This is a genomic window from Pacificispira spongiicola (assembly GCF_012926505.1).
Classification (GTDB): Bacteria; Pseudomonadota; Alphaproteobacteria; order UBA8366; family Aestuariispiraceae; genus Pacificispira; species Pacificispira spongiicola.
The window spans coordinates 660,587-683,090 of sequence record NZ_JABBNT010000002.1 but is presented as its reverse complement, the minus strand read 5'-3'; the positions used below and the strand labels follow the sequence as shown (position 1 = coordinate 683,090).

The 22,504-nt window shown below is 62.3% G+C and carries 25 protein-coding genes; 13 read left to right on the top strand and 12 right to left on the bottom strand.

Annotated elements, in window-relative coordinates; translation table 11 throughout:
* Positions 1–149: 149 nt before the first annotated feature.
* Genes HH303_RS08525 through HH303_RS08515 form a run of 3 tightly spaced genes read right to left on the bottom strand, consistent with a single transcriptional unit; the run spans position 150 to position 3,653 of the window.
* Positions 150–1,850 (bottom strand): tetratricopeptide repeat protein, encoded by a 1,701-nt coding sequence (locus HH303_RS08525; protein ID WP_169624802.1) that lies wholly within the window; start codon positions 1,848–1,850, stop codon positions 150–152.
* 40 nt (positions 1,851–1,890) lie between these two features.
* Positions 1,891–3,006: a class I SAM-dependent DNA methyltransferase gene (locus tag HH303_RS08520; RefSeq protein WP_169624801.1), complete on the bottom strand. Its 1,116-nt coding sequence runs from the start codon at positions 3,004–3,006 to the stop codon at positions 1,891–1,893.
* Between the two features lie 32 nt (positions 3,007–3,038).
* The gene (locus tag HH303_RS08515) at positions 3,039–3,653 is read right to left on the bottom strand and encodes an inner membrane-spanning protein YciB (RefSeq protein WP_169624800.1); all 615 of its coding nucleotides are present in this window, start codon (positions 3,651–3,653) and stop codon (positions 3,039–3,041) included.
* Between the two features lie 51 nt (positions 3,654–3,704).
* Between HH303_RS08515 and HH303_RS08510 the strand changes: the two genes are divergently transcribed.
* From HH303_RS08510 to HH303_RS08490, 5 genes are all read left to right on the top strand, one after another.
* Entirely contained in the window at positions 3,705–3,977 is a 273-nt protein-coding gene (locus HH303_RS08510) for a hypothetical protein (protein WP_169624799.1), read from the top strand.
* 135 nt (positions 3,978–4,112) lie between these two features.
* On the top strand, positions 4,113–5,180 hold the full coding sequence (locus tag HH303_RS08505) for a response regulator (RefSeq protein WP_169624798.1): 1,068 nt from the start codon (positions 4,113–4,115) through the stop codon (positions 5,178–5,180).
* A gap of 158 nt (positions 5,181–5,338) precedes the next feature.
* The gene (gene ilvC / locus HH303_RS08500) at positions 5,339–6,358 is read left to right on the top strand and encodes a ketol-acid reductoisomerase (protein WP_169624797.1); all 1,020 of its coding nucleotides are present in this window, start codon (positions 5,339–5,341) and stop codon (positions 6,356–6,358) included.
* Between the two features lie 111 nt (positions 6,359–6,469).
* Positions 6,470–7,732, top strand: a complete 1,263-nt coding sequence (locus tag HH303_RS08495; RefSeq protein ID WP_169624796.1) for an MgtC/SapB family protein — start codon at positions 6,470–6,472, stop codon at positions 7,730–7,732.
* On the top strand, positions 7,729–8,199 hold the full coding sequence (locus tag HH303_RS08490) for a GNAT family N-acetyltransferase (protein WP_169624795.1): 471 nt from the start codon (positions 7,729–7,731) through the stop codon (positions 8,197–8,199). The genes HH303_RS08495 and HH303_RS08490 overlap by 4 nt, the downstream gene beginning before the upstream one ends.
* A gap of 6 nt (positions 8,200–8,205) precedes the next feature.
* On the opposite strand, the gene HH303_RS08485 is transcribed toward HH303_RS08490, so the two are convergent.
* The 5 genes from HH303_RS08485 to HH303_RS08465 all read right to left on the bottom strand — a co-directional run bounded on the left by HH303_RS08485 (position 8,206) and on the right by HH303_RS08465 (position 13,630).
* Positions 8,206–9,936, bottom strand: coding sequence for a methyl-accepting chemotaxis protein (locus tag HH303_RS08485; RefSeq protein ID WP_169624794.1), 1,731 nt, complete (start codon positions 9,934–9,936; stop codon positions 8,206–8,208).
* 128 nt (positions 9,937–10,064) lie between these two features.
* Positions 10,065–10,988, bottom strand: coding sequence for a signal recognition particle-docking protein FtsY (ftsY, locus tag HH303_RS08480; protein ID WP_169624793.1), 924 nt, complete (start codon positions 10,986–10,988; stop codon positions 10,065–10,067).
* 31 nt (positions 10,989–11,019) lie between these two features.
* On the bottom strand, positions 11,020–12,279 hold the full coding sequence (gene mtaB, locus HH303_RS08475; protein WP_319637346.1) for a tRNA (N(6)-L-threonylcarbamoyladenosine(37)-C(2))-methylthiotransferase MtaB: 1,260 nt from the start codon (positions 12,277–12,279) through the stop codon (positions 11,020–11,022).
* Positions 12,276–13,100, bottom strand: a complete 825-nt coding sequence (dapF, locus tag HH303_RS08470; protein ID WP_169624791.1) for a diaminopimelate epimerase — start codon at positions 13,098–13,100, stop codon at positions 12,276–12,278. Before dapF ends, mtaB begins: the two co-directional genes overlap by 4 nt.
* Before the next feature lie 131 nt (positions 13,101–13,231).
* Positions 13,232–13,630 carry a helix-turn-helix domain-containing protein gene (locus HH303_RS08465; protein WP_169624790.1) on the bottom strand — a complete coding sequence of 133 codons (399 nt, stop codon included), beginning with the start codon at positions 13,628–13,630 and terminating at the stop codon, positions 13,232–13,234.
* A 307-nt stretch (positions 13,631–13,937) separates the two neighbouring features.
* On the opposite strand from HH303_RS08465, the gene ffh reads away from it, so the two are divergent.
* The 8 genes from ffh (at position 13,938) to leuD (ending at position 20,151) form a co-directional block, all read left to right on the top strand.
* Positions 13,938–15,407, top strand: a complete 1,470-nt coding sequence (gene ffh / locus HH303_RS08460) for a signal recognition particle protein (protein ID WP_169624789.1) — start codon at positions 13,938–13,940, stop codon at positions 15,405–15,407.
* A gap of 86 nt (positions 15,408–15,493) precedes the next feature.
* Positions 15,494–15,958 carry a 30S ribosomal protein S16 gene (gene rpsP, locus HH303_RS08455; protein WP_169624788.1) on the top strand — a complete coding sequence of 155 codons (465 nt, stop codon included), beginning with the start codon at positions 15,494–15,496 and terminating at the stop codon, positions 15,956–15,958.
* A 30-nt stretch (positions 15,959–15,988) separates the two neighbouring features.
* Positions 15,989–16,534 (top strand): ribosome maturation factor RimM, encoded by a 546-nt coding sequence (gene rimM / locus HH303_RS08450; RefSeq protein WP_227421626.1) that lies wholly within the window; start codon positions 15,989–15,991, stop codon positions 16,532–16,534.
* Positions 16,531–17,241 (top strand): tRNA (guanosine(37)-N1)-methyltransferase TrmD, encoded by a 711-nt coding sequence (gene trmD, locus HH303_RS08445; protein ID WP_169624787.1) that lies wholly within the window; start codon positions 16,531–16,533, stop codon positions 17,239–17,241. Before rimM ends, trmD begins: the two co-directional genes overlap by 4 nt.
* Positions 17,242–17,274: 33 nt before the next feature.
* Complete coding sequence (gene rplS / locus HH303_RS08440; protein WP_169624786.1) at positions 17,275–17,685, top strand: 50S ribosomal protein L19; 411 nt, start codon at positions 17,275–17,277, stop codon at positions 17,683–17,685.
* 260 nt (positions 17,686–17,945) lie between these two features.
* Positions 17,946–19,352 carry a 3-isopropylmalate dehydratase large subunit gene (gene leuC / locus HH303_RS08435; protein ID WP_169624785.1) on the top strand — a complete coding sequence of 469 codons (1,407 nt, stop codon included), beginning with the start codon at positions 17,946–17,948 and terminating at the stop codon, positions 19,350–19,352.
* Positions 19,349–19,516 (top strand): hypothetical protein, encoded by a 168-nt coding sequence (locus HH303_RS08430; RefSeq protein WP_169624784.1) that lies wholly within the window; start codon positions 19,349–19,351, stop codon positions 19,514–19,516. Before leuC ends, HH303_RS08430 begins: the two co-directional genes overlap by 4 nt.
* 14 nt (positions 19,517–19,530) lie before the next feature.
* Complete coding sequence (leuD, locus tag HH303_RS08425) at positions 19,531–20,151, top strand: 3-isopropylmalate dehydratase small subunit (RefSeq protein WP_169624783.1); 621 nt, start codon at positions 19,531–19,533, stop codon at positions 20,149–20,151.
* A gap of 60 nt (positions 20,152–20,211) precedes the next feature.
* Here leuD and HH303_RS08420 read toward each other — a convergent pair whose 3' ends face one another.
* The 4 genes from HH303_RS08420 to HH303_RS08405 form a co-directional block, all read right to left on the bottom strand.
* Positions 20,212–20,706, bottom strand: a complete 495-nt coding sequence (locus HH303_RS08420) for a periplasmic heavy metal sensor (RefSeq protein WP_169624782.1) — start codon at positions 20,704–20,706, stop codon at positions 20,212–20,214.
* Complete coding sequence (locus tag HH303_RS08415) at positions 20,703–21,185, bottom strand: DUF1700 domain-containing protein (protein WP_169624781.1); 483 nt, start codon at positions 21,183–21,185, stop codon at positions 20,703–20,705. The genes HH303_RS08420 and HH303_RS08415 overlap by 4 nt, the downstream gene beginning before the upstream one ends.
* Positions 21,185–21,784 (bottom strand): RNA polymerase sigma factor, encoded by a 600-nt coding sequence (locus HH303_RS08410; protein WP_169624780.1) that lies wholly within the window; start codon positions 21,782–21,784, stop codon positions 21,185–21,187. Before HH303_RS08410 ends, HH303_RS08415 begins: the two co-directional genes overlap by 1 nt.
* Positions 21,785–21,853: 69 nt before the next feature.
* Positions 21,854–22,417 carry an EF-hand domain-containing protein gene (locus HH303_RS08405; protein WP_169624779.1) on the bottom strand — a complete coding sequence of 188 codons (564 nt, stop codon included), beginning with the start codon at positions 22,415–22,417 and terminating at the stop codon, positions 21,854–21,856.
* Positions 22,418–22,504: the final 87 nt, after the last annotated feature.

The window sequence follows — 22,504 nt, the reverse complement described above, 5'->3', positions numbered from 1 at the left end:
CTGAAAGTGCGGGAAGGGGTGGGTAAGAGAATTCGCTTATTTAAATTCTTGATTTGTTCTCTTTTGTTCATGAGAACAAATCAAAAACTAAAACAATGAAAGCGATCTCTTGAGAACCACAGAGGATCAAAGATGCCTTGAAAGGCGGATCAGCGCAGCGTTTTGAGCTTCCGGATCAGGGCATGCCGCAGGCGGGAGAACACTTCTCCCCAATCGCCGGGGCTCGTTTGCCGAAACAGGGTCATGGACGGATACCAGGGACTGTCGTCCCGGCGCATCATCCAACGCCAGTCGGGCGCATAGGGCAGCAACGTCCAGACCGGCCGCGCCATGGCCCCGGCCAGATGCGCGACGGAGGTATCGATACTGATGATCAGGTCCATATCTCGAACAACGGCGGCCGTGTCCGCGAAATCCCGGAACGTCGTGCCGCGATCCCGGATGATCGCGCCCAGGCCTTTCTCGTCTATATCGGCCGTGGCATCGCCTTTTTGCAGCGAATGGAAATCGACATTCGGCAGATCGAACAGCGGCGCGAACTGGCACAGGTCGATGGATCGGTTGCGGTCGTTCTTATGCGTCGGCTTGCCCGCCCAGGCGATCCCGACTTTCAGGCGGTTCTTGCGCGGTGGCACCATATGGCCGGTTTTCGCGGGTGCGACCAGATAGGGGCAATGGTCCGGGATCGACTTCAGATCGGTGCCGAAGCAATAAGGCAGGCTCAATAGCGGAATTTGGAGATCGACTTCCGGCAGGCTGCGCCCGCGCTCTACGATCTTGACCCGCGCGAAATCGGGTGAGTTGCGTAACAGCCGCGCCAAGGGTTGCTGAACCTCCAGGACCAGCTCGTCTCGACGCGGGTCCAGGATCGCACCCTCCTCCCGGCCCGTCAGGTAGCGGCAGAACTGGATCGTGTCGCCCAGCCCCTGTTCGGCCCAGACGAGAAGCCGCCGCCCATCCAGCGGCTCTCCGGTCCAGGCGGGGACCTGCGTGTGAAGGCGCGGCACGTCTTCCAGGCCCCAACGGTTCTCGTAGGCTTCGAACCCTTTTTTCAGGTCGCCTTTCAACAAATGCGTCAGGGATTGGTCCCAGCGCAGTTCCGGCTTGTCATGGCCCAGCAATTGGGCGCGGCGCAGCGCGTGTTCGCTTTCCTTCAAATCGCCGGCATCGCGGATGGTCAGGCCGTAATTGTAATGGATGCGCGGCAGGTCAGGCGACAGGTCCAGGGCGCGGCGCTGGGCCGCAAGGGCTTCTTCCAGCCGGTTCACCGCGCGCAAGGCGTTGCCCAGGTTCGACCAGGCCGGGCCGTCATCCGGCTTCAACGCGATGCCGCGCTTCAGGCAGATGACCGCCGCATCATAGGCGCCGCGTCGCCGGTGCAGCACCCCAAGATTGATCCAGGCCGGCGCGAAATCCGGCTCGGCCAGCAGCACCTTGCGATAACTGTTCACCGCATCGTCCAGGCGACCGTCACTATGGGCCGTCAGCGCTTGACGCATCAGGGCATCCCGGTTCGCCTCCGCCGTTTGCTTCGGGCCGGTGACCGTGTCTTCCGGCGCGGGTTCGGCAGGGCGGGCGGTTTTCTTGACGACCTGCGATTTGACGGTCGCCTTCACGACTGGACGTTTGGCCGGGGGCCGTTTCGGGGCGGCTTCCTCTTCCCCCCGTTTCTCTTCCCCCCATGCGCCGTGGCCCTTCGCGACGGTGCGCAAGACCGCCGGTCCCTCAGGTTTTGGTGCGACGGCGGCGGATTTGCGCGCTACGGCCTTGGCGACGACCCGTTTCGGGGCGGCCTTGGCAATGCTCGGCTCCACGCCGGAAGGGGGAGGAGGCTCCGTTTGATCAGACATGGCCGGGAGAATAGCTAAGGTTCGAATACACGAAAAGGTATTAACCCGGTTTCGCGGCGGTGACGATCAAACCGTTCACCGGTTCGCCATACTCGCTGCGCAATACGTCGGGACGGGCTTCCATCAGGGCCAGACCCGCGTCCGACACCACCTGACGGATATAGTCGGCATCGTGTTTGTAACGACCGCTTTGGTTGAGCAGATAGCCGGGGCCGTCCTCTGCGATCTCTTCGCTGATTTCCACGGAGAAGCCGAGCCGTCCGGTCGGCACCAGGGCCTTGCGGAACGCCTTGCAGACCGCCAGCAGGTCGCCGAAATAGCACAGCACGTCGGCGGCGACGATCAGGTCGTACATATCCCCGGCCTTATTCAGATAGGCGGTCAATTCCGCTTTCTCCAAGCCGTCGTAAAGGCCCTTTTCCCGCGCTTTTTCCAACATCTTGGGCGACAGGTCGACGCCGTCCAGGCGATGGGCATAGGGGGTCAGCAACGGGCCGCACAGGCCGGTGCCGCAACCGGCGTCCAATACGACGAGATCGCGGTTCGGCGGCGGCAATTGGTCCTGCAGCGTTTGCAGGATCAAGGTCGGGGCACGGTAGCCGAGTTCAGCCAGCTTTTCGTCGAAGATCGGGGCGTAGTCGTTGAAGATATCCTCGACATAGGCGGGCGACGCCGTTTCCGGCAGGCCCAGGCCGGAAATCGCCGGGCCGATATGCTGCGCGTCCGGAACTTCCGGGAATTGCCGCATCCAGGCGGCGGCTATCTTTTCGGCCTCTTCCTCATGCCCGTGAGCGTGAAGGTCGTAGAGCGCCTTGCCCAGATTGGAATGGGACACAAGGTCGGTCGCGTCGCGTCGAACCGCCCGCCACAGGGTTTCGACAGCTTCTTCGGCCATGTTCAGTTCGTAATAGGACAGGCCCAGATTGGTGTATTCGGTGAACACGTCGTCCCCGCGCAGGCGGCGTGCCTTGGACAGGCAGTCGACAGCGGTTTCGTAATCGTCCATCTGCACCGCGATCTCGCCGCGCCATTCCAGGGCTTCGGCGTGGTTCGGGTCGATTTCCAGCGCGTTTTCATAGGCCGCGGCGGCATCTTCAAGACGGTTGCGGCGGTAATGTTCTTCGGCCTCTGCAATATAGGCGGTCAGGTCGGACATGATATTCCCGTATCGGGCCGGCGGGGGGCGGCTCAGGACGTTTGGTTTTGGTCGGCGTGGCGCATGATGAACGGAATCTGTAACAGGAAATACCCGATCGTCAGGACCGTCAGGCCGGGAAACTTGAAATAGACCCAGACTTCGGTCGGCTGCGTGCGCCAGACGGCCTCGTTCAAGATGGCGGTGATCAGAAAGAACAGGCCGGTGCGGACGGTCAATGTCTTCCAGGCGCTGTCCGGCATTTCGAAGGCGTGCCCCAGCAGCTTTTTCAGCGGCAATTTGCCCAGCGCCAGCATGCCGAACAGGATCGCCGCGAACAGCGTGTTGATCATTGTCGGCTTCATCTTGATGAAGCTTTCGTCCGCCAGATACAGCGTCAGACCGCCGAAAACGCCGACGATCATGGCTGTCATCAACGGCATCCAGGGAATCTTGCGATGTACAAGGTAGGATACGAGAACGGCCAGCGCGCTGGCCACCATGACAACGACGGTCGCGGCCATGAGGTCTTTCGACCACAGCCAGGTGACCAGAAAGGCCCCCAGCGGCGCGAATTCGATGGCTGATCCCAGCCATTGCGGCGCGGCGGATTTCTTACCCGGTTTGCCGGTGGCGGGAGTGGGGGCGTTCGTCTCGCGATCAGTCATGACGGCTGTATAAGCGATGCGCGCGGGCGCGTCACCTGTCGATTGCACGGAATGGCGACGCACTTCATAATCGTCGGCATGAGCGATATCGGATTTGGATCGAACAATCGAATTCAGCCCAAGCCGGGCCAATCGACGGACTATGGTCAGCGCGGTGCGGGCGCGTCACGCGGCGCGCGGTCGTCGGACGGCCGCTGGTCGGACTTTACGTCGGATTTGGAAGGCGCTTTTCACAGATTGCGGACCCTCCTGGCCTTCGACGGTGCGAACGGACCACGAAAGGGAATTCCGTCGCGGGGATTTTACCTGAACATCCTTGTCTAGGGGCGTCGTTCCGTGAAAGCAGCGCAGTCCCATTTCACATTCGATTATTGCGATGGCTTGACTTGCGCGCGGGCGTGTTGCCCCAATACGGCAACAAAAATAAGACCGTTTTGGGGAAACCCCTAGAGGAACGATATGGCGCGTCTCGATTTTACCCGACTTTCCGTGCTGCTGGTCGAAGACAGCGCCTTCATGCGGTCGGTATTCGTGAACGTTCTGCGCGCTCTGGGGGTCGAACGCATCCTGATCGCCGAAGACGGCGAGCAGGCGATCAAGATCATGACCCCAGCCGCCGGGACAAAGGGAACGATGATCGGCACCAGCGGCGTTGACCTGATCATCTGCGACTATTTCATGCCGACCGTGGATGGGGCGATGTTCCTGCGCTGGCTTCGGCGGTCCGACCGGTCGCCGGACCGGTTCATTCCGGTCATCATGGTGTCGGCGGCGGCCGATATGGACGTGATTTTTACGGCACGCGACGCGGGCGTCGACGAATTCCTGGCGAAACCGTTTTCCGCCGCGATGCTGGCGCAGCGCCTGACGGCGGTGATCGAACATCCGCGCCCGTACATCTATTGCCCGCGCTATTTCGGACCGGATCGTCGGCGTCGCGCGAAACCCGTTCAGGAAGATCAACGTATCCTGACCGAAAAGGATGTCGAGGTCGTCTATTCCGGCAAGGATCTTTCCGCGTTAAAAAACAGCAGCAAAATGGTTTGGGAATTCCGCATTCCGCGCGGTTTGAAGGCCAAGCTTGCCGGCGGTCGCAGCGGCGACCCGAACGAACCGGCCTTCGATCCCGCCCTGATCGAGGCGGCGGAAGGCAAGATCGCCAATATGGAAGGCGACTATGCCGATTGGGTCGCCCATTCCATCGATGAGTTGAGCCAGGCGCACCATCGCATGGTGGAAGAACCCGAACGCGCGGTTCTGCACATGGCGACCGTGCACGAAATCGCCCACGAACTGCGCGGTCAGGGCGGTATCTTCGGCTATCCGCTGATGACCCAGTTCGGGAAGTCCCTGTATGACGTGACGGACGAGGAATCCCAAGTCTCACCGCAGCTTTTGGACCTGATCGACGCGCATATCGATTTGATCAAGGTCGTGACGAAGCAGAAGATCAAGGGCGACGGCGGATCGGTCGGTCAACAGTTGCTGAAAAGCCTGTCTGAAGCGAAGAAAAAGTTCGGCCACTGAGCCGTTTTCGCAACAATCATACACTCGGCACAGGCTTTTTGCCGCTCCGGCGTCATTTCCGACGTTGATCGATCCGCCCAAGACCGCTAGAGAGACGCGGGTTTTGGCGCATGACGCCAACTTTGTGATAATTGGGACAGTCGAAGGGAGCGCCAATCATGCGCGTCTATTACGACCGCGATGCGGACGTCAATCTGATCAAGACCAAAAAGGTCGCCATCATCGGTTTCGGCAGCCAGGGTCATGCGCATGCGATGAACCTGCGCGACAGCGGCGTGAAAGAGATCGCTATCGGCCTGCGTGAAGATTCCGCCACCCGCAAGAAAGCGGAAGCCGCGGGCTTCAAATGCATGACCGCCACGGAATGCGCCAAATGGGCGGATCTGGTCATGATGCTGACGCCGGACGAATTGCAGGGCGATATCTATCGCGACGAACTGCATGCCAATATGAAGGAAGGCGCGGCCATTTCTTTCGCGCACGGCCTGAACGTGCACTTCAACCTGATCGAAGCGCGCGCCGATTTGGACGTCTTCATGATCGCGCCGAAGGGCCCGGGCCACACGGTCCGTTCCGAATATCTGCGCGGCGGCGGGGTTCCGACCCTGGTCGCGGTCGACCGTGACGCGTCCGGCAACGCGCTGGAAATCGCCCTGTCCTATGCCTGCGCCAATGGCGGCGGCAAGGCCGGCATCATCGAAACCACCTTCAAGGAAGAATGCGAAACCGATCTGTTCGGTGAGCAGGTCGTCCTGTGCGGCGGTCTCGTCGAATTGATCCGCGCCGGGTTCGAAACCCTGGTCGAAGCCGGTTACGCGCCGGAAATGGCCTATTTCGAATGCCTGCACGAAGTGAAGCTGATCGTCGACCTGATCTATGAAGGCGGCATCGCGAACATGAACTACTCCATCTCCAACACGGCGGAATACGGCGAATATGTCACCGGCCCGCGCATCGTGACGCCGGAAACGAAGGCGGAAATGAAGCGCGTTCTGACCGACATCCAGACCGGCAAATTCACCCGCGACTGGATGCTGGAAAACAAGGTCAACCAGACCAGCTTCAAAGCCACGCGCCGCTTGAACGACGCCCATCCGATCGAGGAAGTCGGCGCCAAGCTGCGGGCGATGATGCCCTGGATTTCGGAAAAGGCGCTCGTCGACAAGACGAAGAACTAAGCCTTTCCGGCATCGGTTATGGGAAACCCCGCCTCCTTCGGAAGGCGGGGTTTTCTTTTGAGCCTATCGCTCATCCGGGATTAATCTGTTGGCGCAATCAGGGGTGAGACGATGGATCAGATAGAACTGCTGCAACGGTTGGGCGTGGCGCTGGCGATCGGGATTTTGATCGGCGGGGAGCGCGGTTGGCAGGCGCGGGACGAGGACGAGGGGGAACGGGTTGCCGGTCTGCGTACCTTCACCCTGGTTGCGCTGCTGGGCGGTATCTGGGGGCTTCTCGCCAACAAGCTGCATCCGATCGTGCCCGGGCTCGTCTTTCTGGGATTCGCCGGAATCATGGGGGCAGCCTATTATCGGGCGAAACCGCATCCGCAAGAACGCAGCGCGACCACGGTCGTGGCGGCCTTGGTGACCTTCGGCCTGGGCGCCTATGCGGCGATGGGGAATATGACGGTGGCGGTCGTCGGGGCCGGGGCGACGACGGTCATTCTGGGGACCAAGGCCTTGGTGCATGGCTGGTTGCGGAACGTCCGGCCCGAGGAAATGAACGCGACGCTGAAATTCGTTGCGATTTCGGCCTTGCTGCTGCCCATCCTGCCGAACCGTGCGCTCGATCCCTGGGGCGCGCTCAACCCCTTCGAAATCTGGCTTATGGTCGTCGTCATCGCCGGGCTGTCCTTCGCGGGCTATGTGTTGATGCGATTGGCCGGGGCGGGGACGGGGGTTCTGCTGTCGGGGCTGGCGGGCGGATTGGTGTCGTCGACGGCGGCGACACTGAACTTCGCACGGATGGCCAGGGAACAGCCGACCGGCGCGCGTCTGTTCGCGTCCGGGGCCGTCTTGTCCGCGTCCGTTATGTTCGTACGGACCCTTGCCGTCGCCGGTATTCTTCAGCCCGGCCTCGTACCCGCCCTGTGGCCGCCCGTCGTCGGTGCGACTCTGGCAGGGTGCGCGGCGTCGGCGGTGTTGTGGCGCCGGACCGCCGGCCGGACAAAGGTGCTGCCCTTCGATTTGCCGAATCCTCTGGAACTGACCGTCGCGATTAAGTTCGGTCTGCTGTTGGCCGTCATTATCCTGGCGGCGGACCTTATCGCCGAACATGTCGGCGATCTCGGCCTGTTCACGCTGTCTATCGTCGCCGGCCTGGCCGATGTGGACACTGTGACCCTAAGTTTCGCGAAGGATGCGGGCGCGGGCGGGGCGATCCTGCCGTCCGTCGCCGTAACGGGCATTCTGTTGGCCATGCTGGCGAACACAATTGCAAAGGCGAGCCTTGCGCTGGCCGTTGGCGGAAAAGGATTCGGCGGAAAATTCGCCCTGACGGCGGGTGCGATGGCCGTGGGCGGTTCCATCGGTCTGGTGTTGGGGCAATGACCGCGGGTGTTGTCATCCGCGCGCCCCATGCGCATGAAGCCGATATGCTTTCGGACATGGTGCTGCGGTCCAAGGCGTCTTGGGGGTACCCGCCGGATTTCATGGCGGCCTGTGTGGACGTTCTGCGGATCACACCGGAGGCGATCGCGGAAGGGGCGATCCGGGTGGCGGCGGATGCCGAAGCGGATGTGCCGCTGGGTCTAAACAAGGTCGTGTGCGACGGTGACGGGCGCGCCGGTCTAGACAAGCTGTTCATCGCGCCGGAAGCAATGGGGAGCGGTGTCGGCGCGTTGTTGTTCGATGATGCGGCCGCGCGCGCCAAGGCACTGGGGGCTACGGTCATGACCATCGAATCCGATCCTGGGGCGGAAAGCTTCTACCTGCGCATGGGGGCGATCCGGGTGGGATCGGTTGCTTCCGAAGCCATCCCGGGCCGCCTTCTGCCCAAATTGGAATTTAAGCTTTAACCGCGATCAGGCCGATCCAATTTTCCGGATGAAGGCGTCGATATCGGCGCCCAGGGCATCGCTTTGGCGTTTTACGGTTTCCGCTGCCTTGGTCAGCTCCTCGCTGACCACATTCGCAGATTCGGCGTTGCGGCGCACGGCGGCGATCCGGTTCGTGACCTCCGCAGCACTTTCCGCCGCGCCTTGGACACTGCGCGCGATTTCGTTCGTCGTCGCGTCCTGTTCCTCAATCGCCGCGGCGATGGACGACGCATTGCCGTTTACCTGTTCGATGATCCGTGTGATGTCGCCGATGGCGGCCACGGCCTCGTCGGTGCGGCGCTGGACATCCTCGATCTGCTTGGAGATTTCCTCCGTGGCCTGACCGGTCTGGGTCGCCAGGGATTTGACCTCGCTTGCGACGACGGCGAAGCCTTTCCCGGCATCCCCGGCGCGCGCCGCCTCGATCGTCGCGTTGAGCGCCAACAGGTTGGTCTGTTCCGCGATCGCGGTGATCAGTTGTACGACCTCGCCGATGCGCTGGGACGCCTCGTCCAGGCCGTTGATCGTGTTGGCGGCCCGTTTTGCGTCGTCCACCGCCCGATCGGTGACAGAACTGGTTTCCGTGATTTGGCGGTTTACCTCGCGGATCGCGCCGGACATTTCCTCCGTGGCGGCGGCGACGGCGCCGGAATTGCTGCTGGCGACATCGGCGGCGGCAGAGGCAGCGTTGGTGTCGTTAACGCCGTTCGCGGCTTCCCTCGCCAGTTTTTGGGACGATTTGTCCAACCCACCGGCGGCGCTGGCCAAGGCTTCCAACGACGTGCGCACCTGATCGCGGAAGGCGGCGGCGGCGTCCTGCAATTCGCGGGCGCGGGCGGCCTGACGGGCGCCTTCTTCTTCCGCCGATCGGGTCAGGTCGGCATTTCGCAGCATCGACAGTTTGAACTGGTCGAGGGCACCCGCCATCGTCTCGAATTCGTCGTTATGGCCGAAGCGCGGGACGTCGATCCCGGTATCGCCGTCCGCCAGTGACTGCATCGCGCCCGTCATATGCCCGATGGGCCGCAGGACGCGCCGACGCAGGATCCAGAAGATCAGGCCCAGGACGAATGCGGTGCCGATAACCGCGAAGGCGATGATGCCCTGGAAGGCCAGAGTGCCGAGCCGTGTCGCTTCCGCCCGCAGGGAATCCATGGCTTGTCGGTTTTGCGTCAGAAGTTCCGCCGTGATGGCTTCCATATCGTCGATCAGCTTCTGATTCTTGCCGTCGGAAACGCGGGTCGCCTTCTTGATCTTGTCGTCCATGACCGCCTCGACCACTTTTTCGTGGCCGCCGATCCAGCTATCGAAGGCGTCGTTGATCGGGGCGAAGATTTCCGCTTCTTCCGGGGTCAGCGTTTGCGCGAAGGCTTCCTTGAGCCGCAGCGCGTTTTCCAGCTCAAACTTGCTTGCTTCCAGCGTCTTTTCCAGATGCAAGGGGGAGATGGACAGGATCAGACTTTTTTCGGTGCGGTTTACCTGGGTCAGGGCGCGTTCGAACTGCATGCCCAGAACGATCTTTTCGTAACGCACCTGAACGATTTCCGTCATCGCGGATTGCATCGTGCGGATGGAAAACGCGCCCGCCCCGGCGATGGCGCCCGCCAGCAAGAGCGTTGCCAGCATGGTGATGCGGAAAGGTTGTGCGATGGTTTTTAGGGCGGCCGGTTCGGCGGTCTCGGTATCCGTGCCGTCCGTCTGATAGTCCTCGTTCATCCCCTATGGTCCCCTCTGGGTGTTAAACGTATTTTGGACGTTAGAGGGGGAATGTGAACAAATAAATAACGTCAGCGAGTCTGACTTATCATTACGCGACAGTTAGGTTGCATTTTAGAAAAAGACAATCATTCCAGGCCCATCAAGCCGCGGGCGAAATCGTTGGCCGTGAAGGCGCGCAGGTCGTCCGCCTGTTCGCCGACGCCGATGCAATGGACCGGCAGACCGAACCGGTCCGCGAGCGCGACCATGACACCGCCCTTTGCCGTGCCGTCCAATTTGGTCAGGACAAGGCCGGTGACCTTCACCATGTCGCCGAAGACGGACACCTGCTGCACCGCGTTCTGGCCGGTCGTGGCATCCAAAACCATGATCGTGTCATGCGGAGCGTCAGGGTCTTGCTTGCCGATCACGCGCACGACTTTTTGCAGTTCCTGCATCAGGCCGGTCTTGTTGTGCAGACGGCCCGCCGTATCGATCAACAGGAGGTCGACATTCTGTTCCTTGGCCTGCTGGATCGCGTCGAAGGCCAGCGATGCGGCATCCGCCCCGGTCTCTTTCGCGATGACCGGGCAATTCGTCCGCTCACCCCAGACTTTCAACTGTTCGACGGCGGCGGCGCGGAACGTATCCCCGGCCGCCAACATGACCGTCAAACCCTGTTCGGAATAGTGTTTGGCCAGTTTCCCGATCGTCGTCGTCTTGCCGGATCCGTTCACCCCGACGACCAACACGATATGCGGCTTGCGCGTCCGGTCCACGGCGATGGGTTTCGCCACGGGCTCCAGCACCGACGTTACATGCGCGGCAAAGGCCTCGCGGACCTCCAGGTCGGAAATTTCCTTGTCGAACTTGTTCTTGGCCAGTTCCGCCACCATCCGGGCCGCCATGGCGGGCCCCAGATCGGCGGAGATCAGGACTTCCTCCAATTCCTCCAGCGCGTCGTCGTCAAGGCGGCGCTTGCCGGTAAAAATACCGGCGACGCCGTCGGCAAGGCGGGAGGAGGTCTTGGTCAGACCCTGCTTGATCTTCTGAAACCAGGTAAGCGCCATGGAAGTTACCGATACAAAAGGGTGGGATGGATCATGCCGCCGCGCGGTCGGTGATGGGGGAGCCCTGAACGATGCCGTCCCGTACCGGCCCCAGTCGGGTCGTGACCAGCGTGCCCTCCACCATGTCGCGGTCTAGGCGCACCGGCGCGAAACCTTCGCTGTGGCCCATATTGTCCTTTTCGATCAAGACCGTCGCGGTGTGGCCTTGCAGGCTGTCCAGATAGGCGGTCGCCGCTCTTGCGCCGGCATCGCGCAGGGTCTTGGCGCGGGCCTTGCGCTCCGCTTTGGGAACCTGGTTCGGGATGCGCGCGGCGGGCGTGCCGGGCCGTTCGGAATAGGGGAAGACATGCAACCAAGTCAGTCCGCAATCGTCGACGATCTGCAGCGTGTTGTCGAACATCGCGTCGGTTTCGGTCGGGAAGCCCGCGATCAGGTCCGCCCCAAAGACGATACCGGGACGCAGGTCGCGCAATCGGTCGGTCAGGCGCACCGCGTCGTCGCGGGAATGGCGCCGCTTCATCCGCTTCAGGATCATGTCGTCCCCGGCCTGTAGCGACAGGTGCAGATGCGGCATCAGGCGCTCTTCCTCCGCGATCGCGCGCATCAGGTCTTCATCCATCTCGATACAGTCGATGGAGGAAATGCGCAGGCGCGGCAGGTCCGGGACCAGTTTCAGGATGCGGCGGGTCAGTTGCCCCAAGGTCGGATGGCCGGGCAAGTCCGCGCCATAGGAGGTGATGTCGACGCCGCTGAGCACGACTTCCTTCACGCCGGTTTCGACCAGGGTGCGGATTTGTTCGACGACCACGCCCGCCGGAACGGACCGGCTGTTTCCCCGACCGTAGGGGATGATGCAGAAGGTGCAGCGATGGTCGCAGCCGTTCTGGACCTGGACGAAGGCGCGGGCGCGTTCGCCGAATCCGGCGATCAGATGCCCGGCGGTTTCCTCCACCGACATGATGTCGTCGACCAGGATGCGTTCCTCGCTCTGGCCGCCATAGGTTTCGGCCTTCAGTTTCTCGCGATTGCCGACGACGCGGGTGACCTCCGGCATGGCGGCATAGGCGTCGGGCGAAATCTGCGCGGCGCAGCCGGTGACCAGGATTTCCGCATCGGGGTGGTCGCGGCGCAGCTTACGGATCGTCTGACGTGCCTGCCGTTCGGCCTCCGCCGTCACGGCGCAGGTATTCACGACGATCAGATCGTCCCGCGCCCGATCCGCGGTCAATTCGCGGATCGCTTCGGATTCGAAGGCATTCAGGCGGCAGCCGAAGGTTACGATTTCCGTCACAGGGCCATTTCCCCCAGGAAGGATGTCGCGATGGGTCCGGTCATGATGACATGGCCGTCGTCTTGTCGCCATTGAATGGCGAGTTCGCCGCCGTCGACGCGGATGCGGATCGGCTGCTCGGACGCATCAACATGCCCGCGCAGATGCGCGGCGACGGCGGTCGCGCAGGTCCCGGACCCGCAGGCCAGCGTGATCCCGGCACCGCGTTCCCAAACGCGCAGGCGCAGGACCCCATCGGGACCGAGGGAGGCAACTTCCACATTCGTGCGTTCCGGGAACATGGGGTGGTGTTCGATCTGCGGGCCGAGGCGCGACAGGTCCACTGCCTCGGCATCCGGGACGAAGAAGACGCAATGCGGGTTCCCCATGCCGACGGCGACCGGATCGTGCAGGACCTCCAGCTCAATCGGCAGATGCAGGTGGTCGACGTCCCGGGCCAGGGGAATATCCTGCCAGTCGAGCATCGGCGCGCCCATATCGACGGAAACCGTGCCGTCCGAATTCCGATACGACGGCAGGCGCCCGCGCCGGGTCTGAACCGCGACTTCGTCCGATCCGGCTTCGTCCATCAGAAGATGCGCGACGCAGCGCGTGCCGTTGCCGCAGGCCTGGGCCTCGCTGCCGTCCGGATTGTAGATGCGCATGAAGGCCGTCGATCCGTCCGTCGGCGGCTCGATGACGAGCAATTGGTCGAAGCCGATGCCGCGATGTCGGTCGCCGATGGCGCGGATGCGGGATTCCGGCAGATCGACCGGTTTCGCGCGTGCATCCAGCACGACGAAATCGTTGCCCAATCCGTGCATCTTGCGAAAGGCCAGCATCTTCGGTTCCGAATCCCAATGGTGCGCGTCCCCATCGGACACGCGACTATATGGGCCGTCTTATAAGGAAACCCAGGCGTCCGCGCAATTTCGCTGTCGCTGACGCCTCCGACGGGAGGACGTTAGACCTCTTAAACTCCGCTTCCCAGAGCGTCGCTGAGAGCGATACCCTTGACCAGCCGCAAAAAGGCCTGACGTTCTTGCGGTCGGCGGATCGCGGCGAAGGCCTGGCAGAGTTCCATGACGTCCGTACGCGGAGCAACCGCGGCGGGCCGGAGATCGGACGTCGCGCCGTCGAACAGTCGGTCCGGCACAATCTGCAGCGCTTGAGACAGGTGGAAGAGCATACCGGCGGAAACGCGGTCTTGGGCGGATTCGAAGCGTTGGATTTCGGAGGCGCCGAGCCCGATTGCGGTGCCGAGTTCCGTTTGCGTCAGGCCGAGTGCCACGCGACGGGCCTGAATATTGGCGCCGACGGTTCGGTCCACATCCGTTGGCAGGCGCGAGGAACGACTTTTGCGACTGACCATATTGATTTCCTAACTATTGGTATGAGTTATTCTATGCACGCGATAGATATGTTTTCAATGTCTAATAGATTAATTTAAGTAAAGTACGTTTTACGGGTGTATTGGGTTGTTGGGAGGCGTGGCGCCGACCGGCGGGCTTGACCGCGCGGCGGAAAACCCGTAAAAGCCGCCGCACATCAAGCAGGAATGACTGCAATCGGTCCCCACTCGATTAAGAAGGGGCTCCGCCGGTCCGCGAGTTTCGCGCACCGGCGTGTTTTGCGTTGTGGCCTATTCCTTTGCCTGATCGAACGGTTTTGGAGTGGATATGTTCGAGTCTTTGTCAGATCGGTTGGGCGGTGTTTTCGACGCCCTGAAAAAGCGCGGTTCGCTGAAAGCGGGCGACGTCGATGCCGCCATGCGCGACATCCGCATCGCGCTGCTGGAAGCCGATGTGGCGCTGCCGGTCGTCAAGGACTTCATCGCCAAGGTCAAGGAAGAGGCCGTCGGCGAACAGGTGTTGAAGTCGGTCACGCCGGGCCAGCAGGTCGTCAAGGTCGTGCACGACGCGTTGGTCGGGTTGCTGCAGTCCGACGATCAAGACCTGACGCTGATCGGGGAACCGCCGCACGCCATTCTGATGGTCGGCCTGCAAGGGTCGGGTAAGACGACCTCCACGGCGAAGATCGCGAAGCGTCTGACCGAAAAGGACCGGAAGAAGGTCCTGATGGCGTCCCTGGACGTCTATCGTCCGGCGGCGCAGGAACAATTGAAGATTTTGGGCGAGCAGACGGGCGTCGCGACCTTGCCGATCGTCGCGGGCCAGATGCCGGTCGATATCGCCAAACGCGCGATGAATGCCGGGCGCTTGGGCGGGTATGACGTGGTCATGCTCGATACCGCGGGCCGCCTGCATGTCGACGAACAGCTGATGGCCGAAGTCGCCGCCGTTCGCGATGCAGCGAAGCCGCGCGAGACCCTGCTGGTTGCCGACAGCATGACCGGTCAGGACGCGGTGACCGTCGCGAAGAGTTTCGAAGACCGCGTCGGTCTGACCGGGATCGTCCTGACCCGCGTCGACGGCGATGCACGCGGCGGGGCCGCGCTGTCCATGCGTCAGGTCACCGGCAAGCCGATCAAGTTCCTCGGCACCGGCGAGAAGATGGACGGGCTGGAAGCCTTCCGGGCCGACCGCGTCGCGGGCCGTATCCTGGGCATGGGCGATGTCGTCTCCCTGGTGGAGAAAGCCGCCGAAACGATCGAGGCCGAAGAGGCCGAAAAGATCGCCCGCAAAATGCAGAAGGGCGAATTCGATCTGGACGACATGGCCTCGCAACTGAAACAGATGCGCAAGATGGGCGGTCTGGAAGGCGTGATGGGGCTGCTGCCGGGTGTCGGCAAGATCAAGAAGCAGATGGCGGGCGCGAATATCGACCCGAAGATGATGCTGCGGCAGGAAGCGATTATTTCCTCCATGACGCCGCAGGAACGTCGTAATCCGGGTGTGCTGCACGCGTCGCGCAAGCGCCGCGTCGCCGCCGGGTCGGGCACGTCGGTGCAGGATGTGAACAAGCTGCTGAAACAGCATCAGATGATGGCGAAGATGATGAAGCAGGTCGCCAAGATGGGGAAGAAGGGGAAGATGCCCTTCGGCCTCGGCGGACCGGGCGGCGCGGATTTGAGCCAGCTGATGGGCGGCGGACAGATGCCCGGCCTGGGTGGGCCGGGACAAGGTTTGGGGGGCGGCCAACTGCCTCCCGGGATGGGGGGATTCCCTCCCGGTTTCCCCAAGAAATAGGGGTTTCCCGAAGATATAACCGGTCGGTAGGTATCCCGGCCTTTTGACAACCGAGTACACGTTAGTTTTGAAACTGGAGAACACGTATGAGCCTTAAGATTCGGATGTCCCGTGGCGGTGCGAAAAAGCGCCCGTTCTACCGCATCGTGGTCGCGGATAGCCGCGCGCCGCGCGATGGCCGCTTCATTGAGAAGATCGGCTTCCACAACCCGATGGTCCCGGCGGACCATGCCGAGCGGATTCAGATCAACCTGGACCGTGCGAAGCATTGGCTGTCGGTCGGCGCCCAGCCGTCCCCGCGCGTCCACCGCTTCCTGGCCGACGCCGGTGTGATGGACAAGCCGTCCATCCCGGAACAGACCAAGAAGAACCAGCCGAAGGCGAAAGCGCAGGAGCGTATCCGCGAGCGCGAAGAAAAAGCCAAGGAAGCTGCCGAAGCCGCCGCCGCCGCTGAAGCGGAAGCCGCTGAAGCCGCCGCCGCCCCGGCTGAGGAAGCCGCTGCGGAAGAAGCCCCGGCTGAAGAAGCTGCCGCTGAAGAAACCAACGCCTAAGGCGGTTTCTGGAGCCTGACGGACGGATCGATGCCAGACGGGATCGGACATATGACGGTGGAACGGCTAGTCGTGGGAGTGGTGACCGGCGCGCATGGCGTGCGGGGCATGCTGCGCGTCAAAAGCTTTACCGCCGATCCTGCCGATCTGACGGCCTATGGCCCGTTGACCGACGCATCGGGTCAAACCGAATACGGCGTCACGGTGAAGGGCGAGGCGAAAGGCCAACTTCTCATCCAGTTGAAAGGCTGCACGGACCGCAACGCGGCCGACGCCTTGCGCGGCACCGAGTTTTATCTCGACCGCGCACTGCTGCCGGAAACGGATGAGGAGGAATTCTACCACGCGGACCTGATCGGTCTGTCGGCGGTGACGGAAGACGGGATGGCGCTCGGCACGGTCCGCGCGATCTTCGATTTCGGCAGCGGCGATATGCTGGAAGTATCCGACGCGGATGGAAAGGTCGTCCTCTACCCATTCACCCGCGATGTCGTGCCGTCGATCGATCTGGCGGGCGGTCGTCTGACCGTCGTGCCGCCGGTGGAGACGGAAGCGGAAAAGGGGGCGGATCAATGACCGTTTCTCCCTGGACCGTGACCGCGCTCACCCTGTTTCCGGAAATGTTTCCGGGGCCCCTCGGCCAGTCGCTGGCCGGAAAGGCGCTGGAAAACGGACTCTGGAAGGTCGACACCGTCGATATCCGGTCCTTCGCCACGGACAAGCACAAGACCGTGGACGATGCGCCGATGGGCGGCGGGGCCGGGATGGTGATGCGTCCGGACGTGATCGACGCGGCGCTGGCCTCCGTGGCCGATGCGCCGGGTCCGCTGGTCTATCCGTCGCCGCGGGGTCGGGTCTTCGACCAGACCGTGGCTCGGGAATTGGCCGCCGAACCGGGCGTCCGCATTCTATGCGGCCGGTATGAAGGCGTCGATCAGCGGGTGCTCGACAAATGGGAGGTCCGTGAAATCAGCCTCGGCGATTTCATCCTCTCGGGCGGCGAACCCGCGGCCCTAGTCATGCTGGATGCATGCCTGCGGCTGATTCCGGGCGTTATGGGCTCCTCTGAATCGCTTGAGGAAGAAAGTTTCGAAAGCGGGCTTCTCGAATACCCGCTTTATACGCGACCGGCGGAATGGGAAGGACGGAAGGTTCCGGACGTCCTGCTCTCCGGTCATCACGAGAATATCAGGGCCTGGCGACGGGCCCAGGCCGAAGCCGTCACCAAGCGGCGGAGGCCGGATCTTTGGACCCGCTATGCCGGGGCCGAAAACGTTGCGTAACGCAAAAGATTTGCGAAGAAAGGAAGCAAGGTCATGAACATTATCGAACAGTTGAACGCGGAGCAGGTCGAAAAGCGCCTGGCCGCCGGCGAGGCGATCCCGGAATTTTCGCCGGGTGACACGGTTCGCGTCCGCGTGAAGGTCGTCGAAGGCACGCGTGAGCGTATCCAGGCTTTCGAAGGCGTCTGCATCGGCCGTAAGAATGCCGGTGTGAACTCGAACTTCACCGTCCGTAAAATCTCCTACGGCGAAGGCGTCGAGCGCGTGTTCCCGCTCTATAGCCCGCGCATCGAAGGAATCGACGTCGTGCGCCGCGGTAAAGTCCGCCGTGCGAAGCTGTACTACCTGCGCGGTCGCGCCGGTAAGTCGGCCCGTATCGTCGAACGCACGACCGGCCGTGGCATGGTCAACGGCCGTTACGTCGGGGACAAAACGGACGCGTAAGTAGGTCGCGTCACGACACTCGTGACGCGCCATCCGCTTTCCGGACTTCGAATTTGCATCCGGGGCGCCGAAATTCCGGCTCCCGGATGCAAAAGTCCCGGAAAACCGGACTTGGTCTGTGCCCGATAGGCGTGGGTTTATGACCCAATTTCGTCACAAGTATCGCGACCACAGGCGAACTTTATGCGTTCAGGGAGTTAGGGTATTTCGTCGCCCATAGAAAAATTCCATGCACATTGGGACGGCGCGGAGAGGGCAAAATGAGCACACCGAAGACGTTGTTCGATAAGATCTGGGACAGTCATGTCATCCATCGTCAGGATGACGGAACCTGTTTGATTTATATCGACCGCCATCTGGTTCACGAAGTGACCAGCCCGCAGGCGTTCGAAGGCCTGCGCAATGCGGGCCGCAAGGTGCGGCGTCCGGAACTGACGCTCGCCGTTCCCGACCACAACGTACCGACCGCCAACCGCGCCGCCGGGATCGAGGACGAGGAAAGCCGCGTTCAGGTCGACACCCTGTCCCGCAATGCGAAGGATTTCGGCGTTCCGATTTTTGAGATGATGGATGTCCGTCAAGGCGTCGTGCACATCATCGGTCCGGAGCAGGGCTTTACCTTGCCGGGCATGACCATCGTCTGCGGCGACAGCCACACGGCGACCCATGGCGCCTTCGGCTCCCTGGCCTTCGGCATCGGCACGTCCGAGGTCGAACATGTGCTGGCGACCCAGACTCTGCAGCAGACGGTGGCGAAGAACATGCGCGTCATGGTCAATGGCGCGCTGCCGATCGGCGTTACCGCGAAGGACTTGATCCTGGCGATCATCGGCAAGATCGGCACCGCGGGCGGCACCGGTCATGTCATCGAATTCGCCGGTCAGGCGATCCGCGACCTGTCCATGGAAGGCCGCATGACGGTCTGTAACATGACCATCGAAGGCGGTGCCCGCGCGGGTCTGATCGCGCCGGACGAAACGACCTTCTCATACCTGAAGGGCCGCCCGATGGCGCCGAAGGGCGAGGCCTGGGACCGTGCCGTCGCCTATTGGAAGTCGCTGCCGTCGGACGAAGACGCGGTCTACGACAAGGAAGTCGTGCTGGACGTCAACGATATCGTGCCGCAGGTCACCTGGGGCACCAGCCCGGAAGACGTCGTGCCGATCACGGGCAATGTGCCGGACCCGACGGGCTTCGGCGATGCGAAGCGCGCCGCCGCCCAGCGATCCCTGGACTATATGGGCCTGAAGGCCGGCATGCCGATGACCGATGTGAAGATCGATACGGTCTTCATCGGTTCCTGCACCAACGGCCGTATCGAGGATATCCGTCAGGTCGCGGAAATCGCCAAGGGCCGCAAGGTTGCCGACGGCGTCCGTGCGATGGTCGTTCCGGGGTCCGGACTGGTGAAGGAACAGGCGGAAAAGGAAGGCCTGGACCGCGTCCTGATCGAAGCCGGTTTCGACTGGCGTGAACCGGGCTGTTCCATGTGTCTGGCCATGAACGCGGACAAGCTGGCGCCGGGCGAACGCTCCGCCTCGACGTCCAACCGCAACTTTGAAGGCCGTCAGGGCCGGGGCGGGCGTACCCACCTCGTCAGCCCCGCGATGGCCGCCGCCGCCGCGCTGAAAGGCAAGCTGGCCGACGTACGGGAGTATCTGCGATGAGCAATATGGCCCTGCCGATCGACCATCTGGAACGCGTCTTCGGGCGCGACATGCACGGCAACGGCTGGGAAGTCGATGTCCCGGCGCCTGCCAATGACGACGACATGATCGGCAGCCTGGATCCGGGCTTCCTTTTGACGCTGTTGAAGCGCGGCCGGAAATAAGGGGGAAAGACGAGATGAAACCGTTCAAGGAACTGACCGGCATCGCGGCGCCGATGGACCTGATCAATATCGACACGGATATGATCATTCCGAAGCAATTCCTGAAAACCATTCAGCGCGCGGGTCTGGGCAAGAACCTGTTCGACGAAATGCGGTACAAGGAAGACGGGTCGGAAAACCCGGATTTCATCCTGAACAAGGAACCGTATCGTCACGCGACGATCCTAATCGCCGGCGACAATTTCGGCTGTGGTTCGTCCCGGGAGCACGCCCCCTGGGCGTTGGAAGATTTCGGCATCCGCTGCGTCATCGCGCCCAGCTTCGCCGACATTTTCCACGGCAACTGCTTCAAGAACGGCGTATTGCCGATCCGCCTGCCGGAAGAAACGGTCAAGGAATTGATGGACAAGGCCGATCGCGGTCAGAACGCCATGTTCACCGTCGATCTGGAACGGCAGGTCGTGGTCGATCCGGACGGTAAGGAAATCGCCTTCGATGTCGATCCGTTCCGGAAACATTGCTTGCTGAACGGGTTGGACGATATCGGCCTGACCCTTCAGAAGGGGGGCGAAATCGACGGTTACGAAGCCGAGCGCCGGAATTCCCAGCCTTGGGTGACGCCGGACGCCGCCTAGTCGGGCCGCCCGCGTTTCGGGAAGAAACAAGACCTCTCCCTCCGCTGAGGGAGAGGTTTTTTATGGGCGTTCCGGCCCGGCGAGGTCTCGGTAGCCGTCGTCGGATAGGGACCCTGCCAGATCGAGGATCATCGCGTTGATCGCCTTGCTGTAGCGATCGCGGGCGGCGCTGGCGTCGTTCAGGGCCTCTGCTAACCGCTGTGGGTCACGCACCCCGTCGCGCATCAGGTCGCGCACCGCGTTGCGTGCGGCGCGGACGTCCGCGCGCGTCTGGGCGAGTTCCGACCCATGCTGGTTGCGGATTTCGGCCAAGGCGACTTCATCCGCATCTGAAAACAATTGCGGCGGCAGGTGGTGCGGTCCGCCCCGGTCTTCCATGTAGTGCATCATGGTTCGGAAATGGCTGCGCCCGCCGAAATCGTCGAAGCCGCGATGATGATGCCGGATTGCACCGATCGCAAAGAACCCGATCAGGAACAGGTTAAGAGCAAGCGATCCGATCAGCAGCCAGGACCGGCGCGGTTTCTTTTTCGGGTCGGTGTCTTGCATGGTCATAGCGTGTTTTCCGTATCGAGGAACAGGTCGAAGCCCTGTGTCGTTGTTCCCGACGCCGCGCTGTCGGCGGCTTCGGTATTCGTTTCGCCCAAGGCCGCGAGGGAGGACGCGTAGTCGGGGCTGGCGAGCCCCAACGTGAGGCCGAGTATAAGGGAGGCCGCCAAGGCACCCGCGGGCTGCCAGATCGGCCCCTGCCATTGCAGGAGCTTGTGGATCGCAGCGGAAAGGGGGGCCAGCGGGGACGGGTGCGCGTGGGCCCGCAGCCGGGCCATCGCTTGCGGCGACAATGTCGGGACCGCCGCGCCGTCCAGCATCGCGTCCAGGGACTGTGCCTCCGCGACTGCTTCCATGATCATGGCATCGCCGCTGGCGGCAAAGCGCAGGGCGTCAATGCGTTCTGATTCCGGCCAGCGTCGGGAATCGGCGCCATAGGCGTCGAGGATTTCGAGAAACCGTTCTTTCGTCATCGTCGTTTCCATCACAGTAAATCCTCCCTTTCGGACATCAGTCGCTGCTTCAGCGTCCGCCGTCCCCGGGCCAGCAGCGATTCCAACGCATCGACTGAAATTCCCAGACTGTCCGCCGCGTCCGCCTGGGGCAAGCCGTCGAAGTGAACCAGGGCGATCGCCACGCGTTGCCGGTCGGGCAACCCGCTCAGCACTTGTCGGACTCGGTTCTGGCGATCCGATGCCTGTCTCTGCGCCTCCGCATTCGGGGCGTCATCGGCGGTCATCGCAATCTTGTCGTCATCGGCCACCCAGCGCTTGCCGCGCCGAAGCTTGTCGATGCACAGGTTCCGCGAGGTCCGCAACAACCAGCCGAGCGCGTCGCGATCCGGTGCCGCGGCCTTCGCGCCGGGGGAAAGGACTTTCCACAACCGCGCGAAGCTTTCCTGTGTTGCGTCTTCCGCGTCCGTCCGATTGCCCAATACGCGGTAACAATTGGCAAAAACCCGGTCGGCATACCGGTCCAGCAGGCTGCGAAAGGCACCCGGTTCACCGGCGGTTGCCGCTTCCAGAAGATCGCCGTCGCCTTGCTGCACCACCACCACACTCGGTTTCGAAATCGGGGGACGCATGAACCCATGCGCCCCCTGTACGGTTTCGATCGGTCCTAAACGGCCCATATCGTGCCGACCCTTCGGAACTTAGTTCTTTTTCGGACCGAACGGCATTTCGTTACCTTGAACGACGCCGTCTTCATTGTCATCCATGCGCGAGAACATGCGGTTGGAGAAAGCGTCCATTTCCTCCTTGGACAAACGGCCGTCGCCATCCGTGTCCATGCGGCTGAAATGACGGCCGCCCCAGCCACGCTTGCCGCCCATCTGGGCGTCCATGTATTCGGCTTCGGAAATCTGACCGTTTCCATCGGCATCCAGGGCCTGGAAGCGCAGCTTGCGCATACCGGTGGTCATTTCCTTCGGAGTCACCGCGCCGTCTTGGTCCGCATCGAACTGGCCGAAGCGGTCCGCGCGGAAGGCGTCGAATTCTTCCCGCGTGATGCTGGCATCGCCGTTGGCGTCCATTTCGCCGAACATGCGTTCCATATGCGGGCCGGGGCCCATCCCGTGATGACCCCCCATGCCGGGACCGTATTCACCACCATGTCGGAACCCGGCTTGAGCCATGATAGCGCTGCCGCCGATGATACCGGCAACGAGACCGAAGGTGCCAGCCAGGATGCCGACCGATTTGCGAGAGAGAGCCATATCACACTCCTTGTGAGGTTGTTCGGGGGCTGCCGTTCGGGTTGCCCGTTCATGCCCACAAGGACGGCGCGGATCGAATTATCCGTC

Excerpts from the sequence above, each read along its gene's own strand:
- leuC (WP_169624785.1), top strand. The coding sequence starts at position 17,946 with ATGAGCACACCGAAGACGTTGTTCGATAAGATCTGGGACAGTCATGTC.
- trmD (WP_169624787.1), top strand. The coding sequence starts at position 16,531 with ATGACCGTTTCTCCCTGGACCGTGACCGCGCTCACCCTGTTTCCGGAA.
- HH303_RS08510 (WP_169624799.1), top strand. The coding sequence starts at position 3,705 with ATGGCGACGCACTTCATAATCGTCGGCATGAGCGATATCGGATTTGGA.
- HH303_RS08410 (WP_169624780.1), bottom strand. The coding sequence starts at position 21,784 with ATGCGTCCCCCGATTTCGAAACCGAGTGTGGTGGTGGTGCAGCAAGGC.
- HH303_RS08430 (WP_169624784.1), top strand. The coding sequence starts at position 19,349 with ATGAGCAATATGGCCCTGCCGATCGACCATCTGGAACGCGTCTTCGGG.
- HH303_RS08485 (WP_169624794.1), bottom strand. The coding sequence starts at position 9,936 with ATGAACGAGGACTATCAGACGGACGGCACGGATACCGAGACCGCCGAA.
- ffh (WP_169624789.1), top strand. The coding sequence starts at position 13,938 with ATGTTCGAGTCTTTGTCAGATCGGTTGGGCGGTGTTTTCGACGCCCTG.
- HH303_RS08505 (WP_169624798.1), top strand. The coding sequence starts at position 4,113 with ATGGCGCGTCTCGATTTTACCCGACTTTCCGTGCTGCTGGTCGAAGAC.
- ilvC (WP_169624797.1), top strand. The coding sequence starts at position 5,339 with ATGCGCGTCTATTACGACCGCGATGCGGACGTCAATCTGATCAAGACC.
- HH303_RS08515 (WP_169624800.1), bottom strand. The coding sequence starts at position 3,653 with ATGACTGATCGCGAGACGAACGCCCCCACTCCCGCCACCGGCAAACCG.
- HH303_RS08495 (WP_169624796.1), top strand. The coding sequence starts at position 6,470 with ATGGATCAGATAGAACTGCTGCAACGGTTGGGCGTGGCGCTGGCGATC.
- HH303_RS08520 (WP_169624801.1), bottom strand. The coding sequence starts at position 3,006 with ATGTCCGACCTGACCGCCTATATTGCAGAGGCCGAAGAACATTACCGC.
- HH303_RS08415 (WP_169624781.1), bottom strand. The coding sequence starts at position 21,185 with ATGGAAACGACGATGACGAAAGAACGGTTTCTCGAAATCCTCGACGCC.
- HH303_RS08525 (WP_169624802.1), bottom strand. The coding sequence starts at position 1,850 with ATGTCTGATCAAACGGAGCCTCCTCCCCCTTCCGGCGTGGAGCCGAGC.
- HH303_RS08465 (WP_169624790.1), bottom strand. The coding sequence starts at position 13,630 with ATGGTCAGTCGCAAAAGTCGTTCCTCGCGCCTGCCAACGGATGTGGAC.
- dapF (WP_169624791.1), bottom strand. The coding sequence starts at position 13,100 with ATGCTGGCCTTTCGCAAGATGCACGGATTGGGCAACGATTTCGTCGTG.
- leuD (WP_169624783.1), top strand. The coding sequence starts at position 19,531 with ATGAAACCGTTCAAGGAACTGACCGGCATCGCGGCGCCGATGGACCTG.
- ftsY (WP_169624793.1), bottom strand. The coding sequence starts at position 10,988 with ATGGCGCTTACCTGGTTTCAGAAGATCAAGCAGGGTCTGACCAAGACC.
- HH303_RS08405 (WP_169624779.1), bottom strand. The coding sequence starts at position 22,417 with ATGGCTCTCTCTCGCAAATCGGTCGGCATCCTGGCTGGCACCTTCGGT.
- rplS (WP_169624786.1), top strand. The coding sequence starts at position 17,275 with ATGAACATTATCGAACAGTTGAACGCGGAGCAGGTCGAAAAGCGCCTG.
- rpsP (WP_169624788.1), top strand. The coding sequence starts at position 15,494 with ATGAGCCTTAAGATTCGGATGTCCCGTGGCGGTGCGAAAAAGCGCCCG.
- rimM (WP_227421626.1), top strand. The coding sequence starts at position 15,989 with ATGCCAGACGGGATCGGACATATGACGGTGGAACGGCTAGTCGTGGGA.
- HH303_RS08420 (WP_169624782.1), bottom strand. The coding sequence starts at position 20,706 with ATGACCATGCAAGACACCGACCCGAAAAAGAAACCGCGCCGGTCCTGG.
- HH303_RS08490 (WP_169624795.1), top strand. The coding sequence starts at position 7,729 with ATGACCGCGGGTGTTGTCATCCGCGCGCCCCATGCGCATGAAGCCGAT.